This is a genomic window from Micromonospora sp. NPDC048842 (assembly GCF_040649935.1).
Classification (GTDB): Bacteria; Actinomycetota; Actinomycetes; order Mycobacteriales; family Micromonosporaceae; genus Micromonospora; species Micromonospora hortensis.
This window is the reverse complement of the sequence record NZ_JBEZGK010000006.1, coordinates 199,486-212,880: the sequence shown is the minus strand read 5'-3', so window position 1 is coordinate 212,880 and position 13,395 is coordinate 199,486. Positions and strand designations below refer to the sequence as shown.

General features: G+C 71.5%; 11 protein-coding genes. 7 read left to right on the top strand and 4 right to left on the bottom strand.

Annotated elements, in window-relative coordinates; all coding sequences use genetic code 11:
- Positions 1–16: 16 nt before the first annotated feature.
- From AB0C19_RS11275 to AB0C19_RS11265, 3 genes are all read right to left on the bottom strand, one after another.
- Positions 17–673 (bottom strand): amino acid ABC transporter permease, encoded by a 657-nt coding sequence (locus AB0C19_RS11275; RefSeq protein WP_357182879.1) that lies wholly within the window; start codon positions 671–673, stop codon positions 17–19.
- A gap of 79 nt (positions 674–752) precedes the next feature.
- Positions 753–1,688: a glutamate ABC transporter substrate-binding protein gene (locus AB0C19_RS11270; RefSeq protein ID WP_357182876.1), complete on the bottom strand. Its 936-nt coding sequence runs from the start codon at positions 1,686–1,688 to the stop codon at positions 753–755.
- 56 nt (positions 1,689–1,744) lie between these two features.
- Positions 1,745–2,500 carry an amino acid ABC transporter ATP-binding protein gene (locus tag AB0C19_RS11265; RefSeq protein ID WP_099851354.1) on the bottom strand — a complete coding sequence of 252 codons (756 nt, stop codon included), beginning with the start codon at positions 2,498–2,500 and terminating at the stop codon, positions 1,745–1,747.
- Positions 2,501–2,695: 195 nt separating this feature from the next.
- Here AB0C19_RS11265 and selD point away from each other — a divergent pair, with 195 nt between their 5' ends.
- A complete protein-coding gene (gene selD, locus AB0C19_RS11260; protein ID WP_350859666.1) occupies positions 2,696–3,685 on the top strand; it encodes a selenide, water dikinase SelD in 990 nt (329 codons plus the stop codon).
- A 230-nt stretch (positions 3,686–3,915) separates the two neighbouring features.
- Positions 3,916–4,395: a hypothetical protein gene (locus AB0C19_RS11255; protein ID WP_091400520.1), complete on the top strand. Its 480-nt coding sequence runs from the start codon at positions 3,916–3,918 to the stop codon at positions 4,393–4,395.
- Between the two features lie 48 nt (positions 4,396–4,443).
- On the opposite strand, the gene AB0C19_RS11250 is transcribed toward AB0C19_RS11255, so the two are convergent.
- A complete protein-coding gene (locus AB0C19_RS11250) occupies positions 4,444–4,692 on the bottom strand; it encodes a DUF2277 family protein (protein WP_112676127.1) in 249 nt (82 codons plus the stop codon).
- Positions 4,693–4,855: 163 nt separating this feature from the next.
- Between AB0C19_RS11250 and AB0C19_RS11245 the strand changes: the two genes are divergently transcribed.
- From AB0C19_RS11245 to fxsT, 5 genes are all read left to right on the top strand, one after another.
- Positions 4,856–5,044, top strand: a complete 189-nt coding sequence (locus AB0C19_RS11245) for a hypothetical protein (protein WP_357182872.1) — start codon at positions 4,856–4,858, stop codon at positions 5,042–5,044.
- A 63-nt stretch (positions 5,045–5,107) separates the two neighbouring features.
- Positions 5,108–7,384, top strand: a complete 2,277-nt coding sequence (locus AB0C19_RS11240; protein ID WP_357182869.1) for an FxsB family cyclophane-forming radical SAM/SPASM peptide maturase — start codon at positions 5,108–5,110, stop codon at positions 7,382–7,384.
- Positions 7,368–8,261 (top strand): AAC(3) family N-acetyltransferase, encoded by an 894-nt coding sequence (locus AB0C19_RS11235; protein ID WP_357182867.1) that lies wholly within the window; start codon positions 7,368–7,370, stop codon positions 8,259–8,261. Before AB0C19_RS11240 ends, AB0C19_RS11235 begins: the two co-directional genes overlap by 17 nt.
- Entirely contained in the window at positions 8,258–9,517 is a 1,260-nt protein-coding gene (locus tag AB0C19_RS11230; protein ID WP_357182864.1) for a TIR-like protein FxsC, read from the top strand. The genes AB0C19_RS11235 and AB0C19_RS11230 overlap by 4 nt, the downstream gene beginning before the upstream one ends.
- Positions 9,514–13,383, top strand: a complete 3,870-nt coding sequence (fxsT, locus tag AB0C19_RS11225; RefSeq protein WP_357182862.1) for an FxSxx-COOH system tetratricopeptide repeat protein — start codon at positions 9,514–9,516, stop codon at positions 13,381–13,383. Before AB0C19_RS11230 ends, fxsT begins: the two co-directional genes overlap by 4 nt.
- Positions 13,384–13,395: the final 12 nt, after the last annotated feature.

Sequence of the window (13,395 nt, the reverse complement as noted above, 5' to 3'; positions counted from 1 at the left end):
GGGTTCGCATGCTCGTTCATCGGGCGACCCTCCACTTGCGCTCCAGGAACCGCTGCAACGCCACCAGCGGCAGGATCAAGATCAGGAAGCCGATGGTGATCCAGAGCAGGACGGCGAACTGCGGCTCGCCTCGTTCGGCCATGTACGCGGGGATCGCGCCGGCCTCCAGCACCGAGAAACCGGCGGCGATGGTGGTGTTCTTCAGCATCGCGATGAACACGCTCATCATCGGCGGGACCATCGCCCGCAGCGCCTGCGGCAGCACGATGAGCGTGAGCACCTGGCCGAAGGTCATGCCCAGCGCACGGGCCGCCTCGGCCTGGCCCGCGGCGACGGTGTTGACGCCGGAGCGGATCACCTCGCACACGAACGCGGAGGTGTAGACGGTGAGCGCGATGGCGGCGCTGGGGAAGTAGTCGATGTTGACGTCGAGCTTCGGCACCGCGAACACCAGGAACGCGAAGACAAGCGTCAGCGGGGTGTTGCGCACCAGATTGACGTACGTGGCGCCGAACGCGCGCAGCGCCGGCACGGGGGAGACCCGCATCGCGCCGAGCAGCGTGCCGAGGACGAGGCAGCCGACCGCGGCGATCAGGAAAAGTTTGACGGTGTTGGTGAACCCGTCAACGAACAGTTGTCCGTTGTCCGTCAGTACCCGGAAGAACTCGCCCATGCCTCGCTCTCAGTCCTCGGACGGGCGCCGGACGGGGACGAGCCCCGCCCGGCGCCGCAACTCGTGTCGAGCCGGTTGGTCAGTACCGCTCGAGGGTGGGCGGGGTGCCCGTCGAGCCGGACAGACCCAGCGTGCCGTCGTAGATCTTCTGCCAGGTGCCGTCGCCGAACGAGGCCTCGATCTGGTTGTTGACGTAGTCGCGCAGCGCCTTGTCGTCCTTGGGCAGGCCGATGCCGTACTTCTCGGTGCTGAACGGCTTGCCGACGACCTTGAGCTCGTCGGGGCTCTGCGCCGCGTAGCCCTTCAGGATGGCGTCGTCGGTGGTGACGGCGTCGACCTTCTTGTCGAGCAGCTGCGAGACGCACTCCGAGTAGGTCTTGAACTCGACGATGTTGTTCGCCTCGGTCAGACCCTCGTCGCGGACCTTCTGGATCGGCGTCGAGCCGATGGCCGAGCAGACCTTCTTGCCCTTGATGGTGTCCTTGCCGGTGATCGACGTCTCGTCCTTGCGGACCAGCAGGTCCTGGCCGGCGACGAAGTACGGGCCGGCGAAGGAGATGTCGTTCTTGCGCTTGTCGGTGATCGAGTAGGTGCCGACGTAGTAGTCGACCTCACCACCCTTGATCGCGGTCTCCCGGTTGGCCGACGCGATCTCCTTGTACTCGATCTTCGCCGGGTCGATGCCCAGCGTGCTCGCCACGTACTGGGCGATCTCGATGTCGAAGCCGCACCGCTTGCCCTGGGCGTCCTTGTAGCCGAGGTTCGGCTGGTCGAACTTGACCCCGACGGAGACCTTGCCGGCCGCCTTGATCTTCTCGAAGGTCGGGCTGCCGGCGATGGCCGCGTCGGTCTTCGGGGTGAAGGTCGCGCCGGAGCTCTTGCAGGTGTCGGACTGGGCGCCACCGGAGGCGGTGCCGCCCGCGCTCGGGGTCGGCTCACCCTCCTTGCCGCAGGCCGCTGCCGACAGGGCGAGGGAGGCCATCATGGCGACCGCCGCCACGCGCTTCATACGCATACTCTTCTCCTTCTTTCAAAGAGCCCACCGAGTACGGCGCGCTCCACTACGGACGCCTAGTGCGTGAGGATCTTGGAGAGGAAGTCCTTCGCCCGGTCGCTGCGCGGGTTCTCGAAGAACTCCGCCGGGGAGGCGTCCTCGACGAGCTTGCCGTCGGCCATGAAGATGACCCGGTTGGCCGCGTGCCGGGCGAAGCCCATCTCGTGGGTCACCACGACCATCGTCATGCCGTCGCTGGCCAGCGAGGTCATCACGTCGAGCACCTCGCCGACCATCTCCGGGTCCAGGGCGCTGGTCGGCTCGTCGAAGAGCATCGCCTTGGGCTGCATGGCCAGGGCCCGGGCGATGGCCGCACGCTGCTGCTGGCCGCCGGAGAGCTGCGCCGGGAACTTGTCCGCCTGGTTCGCGATGCCGACCCGGTCGAGCAGGGCCAGGCCGCGCTCGCGAGCGGCGGTCGGCTTCTCCTTGCGGACCTTGATCGGGCCGAGGGTGACGTTCTCCAGGATGGTCTTGTGCGCGAAGAGGTTGAACGACTGGAAGACCATGCCCACCTCGCTGCGCAGCTTCGCGAGGGGCTTGCCCTCGGCCGGCAGTGGCTGGCCGTCGAAGGTGATGGTGCCCGAGTTGATCGGTTCCAGTCGGTTGATGGCGCGGCACAGCGTCGACTTGCCGGAGCCGGACGGGCCGATCACCACGACCACCTCGCCCCGACCCACCGACAGTGAGACGTCGTCCAGCACGTGCAGCGGCCCGAACCACTTGTTGACCGCGTCCAGCACGATGAGCGGTTCGCCCGTCGTCACGTCGTCCACCGTCCCCTGTCGTCTCCCGGATCGGGGTCGGTTGACCCCCGGTGCGGCCACTGTAGGCGGCCTGATGTGGCAGAACGCAACCCAGCGGGTCACGGAGCGGTAACACCGGTCACGATCGTTCTCAGGCGTCCGATTTCGGTCACCGGATGGGTGGTCGCGGTGGCGATCGTGGCGCCTTGTCGCGATCATGGGTGGATGACCGAACCCGTACGGTTGACCAAGTACGCCCGCGGCGGTGGCTGCGCCTGCAAGATCCCGCCGGGCGAGCTGGAGATCATGGTGGCCGGTCTCGGCCCGGCGACCGGCACTGCCGAGTTGCTGGTCGGGCTGGACCACGGCGACGACGCGGCGGTGGTGCGCCTTGACGAGCGCACCGGCCTGGTCAGCACCGCCGACTTCTTCACCCCTGTGGTTGACGACGCGTACGACTGGGGTCGGATCGCCGCGGCCAACGCGCTCTCCGACGTGTACGCGATGGGCGGCACCCCGCTGGTGGCGCTCAACCTGCTCTGCTGGCCGCGCGACGTGCTGCCGCTCGAGTTGGCCCGTGAGGTGCTGCGCGGCGGCCAGGACGTGGCGCGGGAGGCCGGCTGTCACCTGGCCGGCGGGCACAGCGTGGACGACGACGGCCCGAAGTATGGTCTCGCGGTCACCGGCACGGTCCGACCGGAGGAGCTGATCACTCTCGACGCCGGGCGGGCCGGGGTGCCGTTGTCGCTGACCAAGCCGCTCGGGGTGGGTGTGCTGAACACCCGGCACAAGGCGACCGGGGAGAGCTTCCCGGAGGCGGTGGCCACGATGAGCGCGCTCAATCGGGAGGCCGCCCGCGCGGCGGTCGCCGCCGGCATTCGGTGCGGCACCGACGTGACCGGGTTCGGGCTGCTCGGGCACGCTTCGAAGCTGGCTCGGGCCAGCCAGGTCACTGTGGCCATCGACACCGCCCGGGTGCCCTATCTGGCCGGCGCGCGGGAGGCGCTGCGCGACGGGTTCGTCAGCGGTGGCAGCCGGCGCAACCTGGAGTGGGTGACCCCGTGGACCGACTTCGGCGCGGCTGACGAGGCGGAGCGGCTGCTGCTGGCCGACGCGCAGACCTCCGGTGGCCTGCTGGTCGCCGGCGAGGTGCCCGGCGCTCCGGTGGTGGGCGAGCTGTTGCCCCGGGGGGAACACCTGGTCGTCCTGCGCTGACCGGGGGCGGTCGGCCCGCCGCGGGACACGCGGCGGCGGTGGTGCGGATGGCGCACCGTACCCGATAAACTGTCACCTTCCCGCTACTCCGAGCAATGCCGCTCAGGGAAATTTTGCCCGGAATGGTCACAGACCGGTAACTTGCCCCCGGCTGGGGTCAAATGCCCCCCACCATCGTGTGTAAGGCCCGATCCGGAGGCCGGTGGGGACGAACGCAGCGAGGAGGCGGAATGACCGAGCTGTGGAACTGGAGAATCGACGGGGCTCAACCCGTGGAGGTCTACCCGGCGCTGGCCGAGGCGCTTGGTCGGGTGGTGATGCCGCTGGCGGTGGCCGACCCGGCGCGGCTGCCGGCGTACGCGGTGGTGTGTGACGTCTGGCAGGCGCCGGGCGAGTTCGCGACGGTGGTGGACTGCTACGGGGTGCCGGAGCAGCTCTCCGAGCACGCGAGCATCGCCGCACTGGCCCGTTTGCTGGGCCGCAACTGCCTGTTGCGCGACGACACGCTCGACGCGGGCCGGCACCTGCTCGTCGCTCCGGATGGCACTGTCCGTCCGGTGCACTTCGACGTGCGGGACACCGAGGACGGTGAGGTGCTCAGCAGGCTGCGGCTCTGCTCGCTGGGTGACCCGGGGTGTCGGGGCTGGTCGCAGTGCCACCGCTCGCGCTGGGCGCCCGACACCGTCGCACCGGCGCTCGCCGCGGCCTGACCCTCTCAAGGGTCAGGCCCGGCCGGGTGCCGTGCCGGTCAGCGGCGATCAGCTGGCGGCGGTGGCCGACCGGTCGGTGGTGCCCGATCCGGCGCCCCGCACCACCAGTTGGTCGAGCAGGGTGCGCGTCGCCTCGGCCACGGCGGCCACCGCGGCGTCGAAAGCGGCGGCGTTGTGCGCGGCGGGAGCTCGGAAGCCAGAAATCTTCCGGACGTACTGCAACGCTGCCGCCTCGACGTCCGCGTCGGTCACCTGCGGGGTGAACGGCTCACGCAGCGTCTTGATGCTCCGGCACATGTCAGCTCCTCCTCCGTCCACCGCCGTGCGCCACTCGCCGTGTCGGCGATGGTACCGACGGTGACACTGGGTCGATATTTGTCTATCCTTGTCACGGACCAGAGCCGTTCGAGCCACAGCCGCCGCTCGCGCTCCCAGCGCCCCGGGCCCCCGGAGACTCATTGTGGACCATGCCCCCACCCGCCCATCCCGTCCCGACCTAGACGGTCTCACCCGTAGCCTGCACATTCCGCTGGAACGGATCGCCGTCGAGCACGCCGATCTGATCGAGGCGGTGCGCACCCGCGTCGTCGCGAACGACTCCGTGCCGTCCGGCATCGTGGCCGTCGCCGCCTTCAACTCGTCCATCTGAGTGATGGTCTGCCGGTGCGGTCCGCCCGGAGTGGGCGGATCCTGCCGGCGGATCAGCCAGTTCGTGTTGAAGGTGCACAGCCGGTGCGACCTCAGCTGCGACCACTGCTACGTCTACCAGCACGCCGACCAGACCTGGCGTGGCCGTCCGACGCGGATGCCGCCGGCCACCGTCCAGGCCGCCGCACGGCGCATCGCCGAGCACGCCCGCGAGCACGAGTTGCCCGTCGCGCACGTGGTGCTGCACGGGGGTGAGCCGCTGCTGCTGGGGGCCGCCGGGTTACGCGACGTGTTGGCCGAGCTGTGCGAGACGATCACCCCCTGGACACGACTCGACCTGCGCATGCAGACCAACGGCGTGCTGCTCGACGAGGAACTGTGCCGGCTGTTCGTCGAGTACGACGTGCGGGTCGGTGTCTCCTTCGACGGCGACCGTGCCGCAAACGACCGCCACCGGGTCTTCGCCCACGGCGGCAGCAGCCACGACCTCGTCCGGCGGGCGCTGGCCCTGCTCCGACGGCCGGAACACCGCGCCAGCTACGCCGGCATCCTCTGCACGATCGACGTCCGCAACGATCCCGACCGGGTGTACGAGGCGCTGCTGGCCGAGAGCCCGCCCCGGGTCGACCTGTTGCTGCCCCACGCCACCTGGGACAACCCCCCGCAGCGGCCCGGCCCCGAGCCCACCCCGTACGCGGACTGGCTGGGGCGGCTGCACCGGCGGTGGGTGGATGACGGGCGCCCGATGTCGATCCGGATGTTCGAGGCGCTGCGCCCGGGTGGTGGCGGCACCGAGGCGTTCGGTCTCGCGCCGGCCGACGTGCTGGTCATCGAGGCGGACGGCAGCTGGGAGCAGGTCGACTCGTTGAAGACCGCGTACCACGGCGCGGCCGGCACCGATTTCGACGTGTTCGACCACTCGGTGGACGAGGTCACGCGGCACCCCGGGGTCGCCATCCGGCAGGACGGCGTCGAGGGGCTCTGCGCGACCTGCCGGGCCTGCCCGGTGGTCGACCGGTGCGGCGGCGGCCTGTACGCCCACCGCTGGCGCACCGGCTCCGGCTTCGACAACCCTTCGGTGTACTGCGCCGACCTGCTCCGCCTGATCGACACAGTGGACGCCTACCCACCGAAAACTCCATCCGCGCCGGGCGAAGGGGCGACCACCTCGTCCGTCGACGAGTTGCTGGACGACCTGGCGACCGGGCACGGCTCGGCGTCGACGCTCGCGCTGCTCGCCGACACCCAGCTCTCCATCACCCGGGCGCTGCTGGCGGCCTGCCGGGACGGGTCCGGCACCACTGCCGCGTGGGAGCTGCTCGTCCACCTCGACCGGGCGGCTCCGGAGGCGGTCCGGGCGATCCTGGCCCACCCCTTCGTCCGGCCCGCGCTGGTGCATCGCCTCGACTCGTCATCGCCGCCCGGCCTCGGCGCGGCAGTCGACCCACTGCCCGCCCTCGCCATCGCCGCGGCGCTGCGGGTCGGCGTCCCGGCCGCGTTGCACGTCCCGGTGCGGGCCGACACGATCACGTTGCCCACGTTCGGCAGCCTGGTGCTGCCCGGCCTGGGGGAGAGCGCCGAGGTGACCGTCCGGCCCGGCGAGTTCCAGGTCCGGGGCGGGTCGGTCGCGCAGACGGTGCTCCTCGATCCGCTGGCGTCGCCGTCGATCGGCTGGTTTCCGACCCGCGACGTGTCGGTGCCCGGTGGCCGGTTACTCCTTGAGGACGGTGACCCGTACCGCGACTGCTACGGCCAGCCGGTCGAGTCCCGCCTGGAGGTCCCGGCGGCGCGGGCGTTGGGCCGTACGCTGGCGGAGGCCTGGCGGGTGGTGCACCGGGACGTGCCGGCGCACGCGGCGGCGCTCGACGGCGGCCTGCGTGCCGTCGTTCCGTTGGCGCCCGACCCGGCGCGACCTCTGCGCAGCGCGACCGCCCGGCACGCGTTCGGGGCTGTCGCCGTCACCCCCCATGCCGACCCGGAGACGATGGCGGTGCTGCTCGTGCACGAGTGGCAGCACGCGAAGCTGGGTGCGGTGCTCGACCTGTACGACCTTGTCGAACCCGGGCAGGGCCTTCGGATCCGGGTGCCGTGGCGACCCGACCCGCGACCACCGGAGGGCGTCCTCCAAGGGGTGTACGCCCATCTCGCCGTCACCCAGGTCTGGCAGTCCCGGGCGGCCACCGACCATCCGGACGCGTCTGCGCACGCGGCCCACTTCCTGGGGTGGACCCGGGACGGCGTCGACGCGCTGCTGGCCAGCCGGTCGCTCACCGCGGCCGGTGAGCGGTTCGTCGGCCAGCTCGGGCACGCCCTGGAGGAGACCCGTGTCGAGGCCAGATGAGCACCCACCGCCCACATTCGGCCGTTCGCACCTCGCCGACGACCTGCGGGCGTTGGGCGTACGCCCGGGGGCGCGCCTACTGGTGCACTGTGGCCTGCGCCGGGTGGGCCCGCTCGAGAACGGCCCCGCGACCCTCGCCGGCGCGCTGCGCGACGTCCTCGGCCCGGCCGGCACGCTGCTGGTGCCCACCCACACCGACGGCAACTCGACCACCTCCCGGGCCCACCTGGCGGCCACCGCCGGCATGGACCGGGCGCAGCGCGAGCGGTACGAGGCGGCGTTGCCGGGCTGGGACCGCCGGAGCACCCCCGCGCAGCGGATGGGGGCGCTCGCCGAGTACGTCCGTTGTGCCCCCGGTGCCGTGCGCAGCGATCATCCACAGACCTCGTTCGCCGCGCTCGGCCCGCAGGCCCGGCAGCTCACCGACGCCCATGACCTCACCTGCCACCTGGGAGAACGCTCACCGGTCGGCGAGCTCTACGCGACGGACGGGCAGATCCTGCTGCTCGGCCTCGGCTACGAGGCGTGCACCGCCCTGCACCTGGCCGAGTACCGGCTGCCGGTGCCGCTACCCGAGCGCGACTACCGCTGCTTCCGGCTCGTCGACGGGCGGCGGGTCCGCCTCGACTTTCGGGCCCTCGACCTGGACGACCGGGACTTCCCGACGGTCGGTGCCGCGCTCGAGGAGACGCCGTTGGTGCGGCACGGTCGGGTGGGGCGGGCAAGCGCGCGCCTGCTGCCAGTGCGTGCCGCAGTGGACTTCGCGATCGGCTGGTTCGGCGCGCACCGTCGCGACTTGGAACGGCATGCCTTCGCACGACGTCGCATCGAACCACGAATCGCGGGTAGCTCCGCGCACGAGACGGAGCCGGGATGAGCCCGTCGGCGGACCCGAGTCGGTCGGCGCGGGGGACGTACTTTTTCCTCAGCTACGCCCATTCGGCGCCGCCGCCGGGCGCCCGGGCCGACGTCTGGGTCGGCCAGTTCTTCGCCGACCTGACCGACGAGGTCCGGCGTCAGGCGCGACCGGTCGACGGGATGCGGATCGGCTTCTTCGATCAGCACATCCCGTTGGGCGCCGACTGGAAGGCCGCCCTCGCCGAGGCGCTCGGTGACGCTGAGGTCTTCGTCCCGCTCTATTCGCCCGGCTACTTCAGTCGCCCCTGGGCGCTGGGGGAGCAGGAGTCCTTCCGGGCCCGGCTGACCGCCGCCGGGTCGTCCCGGGTCACCGCCGGCCATTTCACCCCGGTGCTGTGGATCCCGTTCCCCCCGTGGGAGGCCCACCCGGAGCTGGACGGTGCTCTGGACCTGGGCCGGGACGTCCCGGAGTACGCGGCGGACGGCCTGCGCGCGTTCTGCATGCTGGCCTCCTACCGGGCCCAGTACGAGCTGATGCTGAGCCGCCTGGCGAGCCGGATCGTGCACACCGCCGAGCGACAACCGATCGGCCCGTCCCGGGCGCCCGGCCTGGACGAGGTGGTCGGTCCGGCGCCGACCGACCCCGACTTCGTCGTGGCCGTCCTGGCTCCGACCCGGGACCGGCTGCCGACCGATCGCGACCCCGCCGGCTACGCCGCCAGCGGCCGGCTCTGGCGGCCGTACGGGGGTCGCCAGCAACTGACCGCCGCCGAGTACGCGGCCAGCACCGCCGAGCGGCTCGGGCTCTCGGCCCGTACCGAGGACCTCGCGCAGGCCTCCGCGCTGCTCGATCGGCGGCCGGCCGTGCTGCTTGTCGACCCGTGGATCGCGGCGGCGCCGGACGCGGCCGGCGTCCTCGCCCGGATGCTGCACGGCCTGCGGGAGTGGGTCGTTCCGCTGGTGGTCACCGACGACGACAGCCAGGACGCCACCCGCTGGGCCACCGAGGTGACGCAGCTGCTGTACGACGCCGGCCTGCCCCAGGTGAAGCGGGCGTGCAACATGCCGGAGTTCGTCGACCTGATGCCCGCGCTGGTCACCGAGGCGCGCCGGCAGTTCCTCAAGTACGGCCCGGTCGTCCCCTTCGAACCACCGCCAGAGCCGGTGCCGAGCCTGCGTGACGGCCCGCCCGCCGCCGGCTCGACCGTTTCCACCGACCCCGCGTCCCCGCCTGATGATCCGGCCCCACCGCGTCCCCACGGAGAAAACCGATGAACAACGATCGCGAAGGCCAGGTCGTGACCTTCTACTCGTTCAAGGGTGGAACGGGCCGAACGATGGCGCTGGCCAACGTGGCCTGGATCCTGGCTGCCAGCGGCAAGCGGGTGCTCGTCGCCGACTGGGACCTCGAATCGCCAGGTCTGCACCGCTTCTTCCACCCGTTCCTCGACGCCGAGGCGATCCAGGGCACCAGCGGTGTGATCGACATGATTCGCGACTACGAGTGGGAGACCACCCGGGTCGACGACCGGCCGGACCGCTGGATGGAGCAGTACGCCCGGGTCGGGCGGCACGCGTTCTCGCTGCGCTGGAACTTCCCCGACGGCGGCGGCCTCGACTTCCTCTCCGCCGGGCGGCAGAACAGCGACTACGCCGTCTCGGTGAGCGGGCTGGACTGGGAGAACTTCTACAACCGGCTGGGTGGCGCGCAGTTCTTCGAGGCGCTACGGGCGGACATGAAGCGCCAGTACGACTTCACCCTGATCGACAGCCGGACGGGGTTGAGCGACGTCGCCGACATCTGCACCCTGCACCTACCGGACACCCTGGTCGACTGTTTCACTCTCAGCGACCAGGGCATCGACGGCGCGGCCCGGGTGGCGCACTCGGTACGGGACCGGTACCGGCGGCGCGACATCCGGGTCCTGCCGGTGCCGATGCGGGTCGACCAGGCCGAGAAGGAGCGGGCCAAGGCGGGTCGCCTGCTGGCCATGCGCCGGTTCGCCGGGTTGCCGGCCGGCATGACCGAGGCGGAACGGCGGCGTTACTGGGCCGTGGTGGAGGTCCCGTACCGACCGTTCTACGCGTACGAGGAGACCCTCGCGACGTTCGGCGACCCGTCGGGCTCACCGACGTCGCTGCTGGCCGCGTACGAGACGTTGACCGGGATCCTCACCAACGGCGGGGTGACCGCGCTGCCGGTGATGGACGAGTCGGTGCGGGAGCGGGGCAAGGCCCGGTTCCGCCGACGCACCGAGGCGATCGACGACCAGATCGTGCTCCGGTACGCGCCGGAGGACGCCATCTGGGCCGAGTGGCTGGAGCGGTTGCTCAGCTCGGCCGGGCTGCGGGTGGTGGAGCCCACGGCCGCCGTCGGGTCCGCCGGTACGCCGGCCCCGCGCACGCTGACAGTGGTCTCGCCGGCCTACGTGGCGGCCCCGTCCGGTGGTATGCCCGACCGGGACACGAGCACCGGCTCCACGGCCCTGGCCGTGTACGTCGACGACCTGCGCCCACTGGCCGAGTTCCCGTCCCAGAGCTCCACCAACCTGGTCAACGTGAGCGCCGCGACCGCCGCGGAACGGGTGCTGCGGCTGGTCGGCCGGCCGGTGCCGTCGTCGGCGGACGGCCCAGCGGGTGGGAGTGCCCGTTATCCCGGCACCGAGCCGTTGATCTTCAATGCTCCCAACCGGAACGCCCGGTTCACCGGCCGGGAGGACGACCTGGCGCGGCTGCGCGCGCAGTTGCAGAGCGGGGGCAGCGCCGTGGTGCTGCCGGTCGCCCTGCAGGGCATGGGCGGCGTCGGCAAGACGCAGGTGGCCCTGGAATACGTGCACCGGTTCAGGGCCGGGTACGACGTGGTCTGGTGGATCGTGGCGGACCCGCCGCAGTTCGTCGACACGGCCCTCGCCGACCTCGCCGGTCGCCTCGGCATCCTCGTCGGGCCGACCCTGCCCGACACGGTCCGGTCGGTGCTCCAGGTACTCGGCCGTGGTGAGCCGTACGAGCGGTGGCTCGTCGTCTTGGACAACGCCGAAGAACTCGACCAGATCGAGCCCTTCCTGCCGCAGGGCCCCGGGCACGTTCTGCTGACCTCCCGCAACCGCGCCTGGGGTGACCGGGCGAACCCGATCCAGGTGGACGTCTTCGACCGCACCGAGAGCGTGGCGCACCTCGCCCAGCGGGTGCCCACGATCAGCGCCGAGGAGGCCGACCGGGTGGCCGAGGCGCTCGGCGACCTTCCGATCGCTGTGGCCGCGGCGGGGGCCTGGCTCGCCGACACCGGCACGTCGGTCGCCGACTACCTGCGGCAGATCGAGCGGCACGGCCCCAGCGCCCTCTCCGTGGAGGCGACCTGGGACCTGTCACTGAACCGGCTGCTGGAGCAGGCGCCCGCCGCCTACCGGCTGTTGCAGCTCTGCTCGGTGCTGGCCCCGGAGATCGCCCTCGAACTCATCTACAGTGACGAGATGGCGGCGGCCCTCGTGCCGTTCGACCCGTCGGTTACCGAGCGGCTGGTGCGCGGCGCCCTGGTCCAGCAGATCAACCGCCTGGCACTGCTCAAACTCGACGTCCAGGGCGGTCGCGTCCAGGTGCACCGGCTGATGCAGGCGGTGGTCCGCGACCGGATGACCGACGACGAGATCAACGCCGCCCGACACCAGGTGCACCTCGTGCTGGCCGCATCCCGGCCCCGTGGCGACGTGGACGACCCGACCACCTGGGCCCGGCTGCGCATGCTCTGGCCGCACCTGGAGGTCTCCGAGGCGCTGACCTGCCCGGACGAGCCGGTGTGTCAGCTACTGATCGACCGGGTCCGTTATCTGTGGCAGCGCGGCGGTCTGGATCAGGCCGACGTGTTCAGCCAGGAGGTGGACGACACCTGGAGCGCCCGGCTCGGGGACCCTCACGACGAGGTCGAGGCGTCGGCGCTGGGCCGCCAACTGCTGCACCTGCGGTTCAACCGGGCGAACATCCTGCGCTGCCGGGGCCGGTTCGACGAGGCGCGGGAACTGGACGAGGCGGTGCTGGCCGAGCAACGCCGACTGCTGGGCCCGCTGCACCCGCACAGTCTGATGACCGCCGGCAGCCTCGGCGCTGACCTGCGGGCGCTCGGCCGCTACGCCGAGGCCCTGGAACGGGACCGGTCCACCTACGCCTCCTGGCTCCAGGTGTTCGGCGAGGACCACCCCCGGACGTTGAGCGCAGCCAACAACCTCGCCGTCTCGTACCGGCTGGTCGGCGACTACCGGTCGGCCCGTCGCTGGGACGACGACGTGCACCAGCGGCGGCGGCTGGTGCTCGGCCCCACACATCCCTACACCCTCGTCTCCGCCGTGCGGCTCGGCAGCGACCTGCGCGAAGCTGGCGAGTACGAAAAGTCGACGGCCCTGCTGCGCACCGTGTACGAGACGTACTGCGAGGTGCTCGGGCCGGATGACGGCCAGAGTCTCGCCGCTCAGGTCAACCTGGCGGTGTCCCTGCGCAGTTCCGGTCGGGGCAGCGAGGCCGCACCGATGTTCGAGACGGCCTACCGCGAACTCGACGATCGTTTCGGTCCGGACAACCCGGAAACGGTGGCGTGTCGTTCCAGCCGTGCGGCGAACCTGTTGGCCGTCGGCGACGCGGCTCGGGCGCTCACCGAGATGAACGCCGTGCGGGTGGCGTTCGAGGAGCAGCTCCGGCTCGGCCCGGAGCACCCGCACACCCTGGCGACGCTGAGCAACATCTCGGCCGCGGAGCGCGCGCTCGGGCGAAGGTCGGACGCCCTCGCGTCGGCGGCCCGGGCGGTCGGCGAGTTGCGCAAGGTGCTCGGGCCGGACCACCCGCACACCCTCGCGGCGGAGGTCAACCAGGCGGTGTGCCTCGCCGAGGAGGGTGACTGGGAGTCGGCGCGGGACCGGCTGCGGGAGACCGCCGGCCGGCTGGCCGCGGTGATCGGTGCGGACCACCCCGACACGCTGCGCTGCCTCGGCGATCTCGCCCTGGTGGCGAGACAGGCCGGCGACGGCCCCGCCACCGAGGACGTCGGGGTCGTGGCGGACCGGCTGGCAGAGGTGATCGGTCTGGAACATCCCACAGTGCAGACCCTGCGCGAACGGCGGTTCGTGGTCCGGGTGATCGACCCACACACCATCTGAGCGGGGCGTTCG

What these genes read in the sequence shown, in the direction of transcription:
- AB0C19_RS11270 (WP_357182876.1), bottom strand. Translation starts at nt 1,688, where the DNA reads ATGCGTATGAAGCGCGTGGCGGCGGTCGCCATGATGGCCTCCCTCGCC.
- AB0C19_RS11275 (WP_357182879.1), bottom strand. Translation starts at nt 673, where the DNA reads ATGGGCGAGTTCTTCCGGGTACTGACGGACAACGGACAACTGTTCGTT.
- fxsT (WP_357182862.1), top strand. Translation starts at nt 9,514, where the DNA reads ATGAACAACGATCGCGAAGGCCAGGTCGTGACCTTCTACTCGTTCAAG.
- AB0C19_RS11255 (WP_091400520.1), top strand. Translation starts at nt 3,916, where the DNA reads ATGACCGAGCTGTGGAACTGGAGAATCGACGGGGCTCAACCCGTGGAG.
- AB0C19_RS11230 (WP_357182864.1), top strand. Translation starts at nt 8,258, where the DNA reads ATGAGCCCGTCGGCGGACCCGAGTCGGTCGGCGCGGGGGACGTACTTT.
- AB0C19_RS11250 (WP_112676127.1), bottom strand. Translation starts at nt 4,692, where the DNA reads ATGTGCCGGAGCATCAAGACGCTGCGTGAGCCGTTCACCCCGCAGGTG.
- selD (WP_350859666.1), top strand. Translation starts at nt 2,696, where the DNA reads ATGACCGAACCCGTACGGTTGACCAAGTACGCCCGCGGCGGTGGCTGC.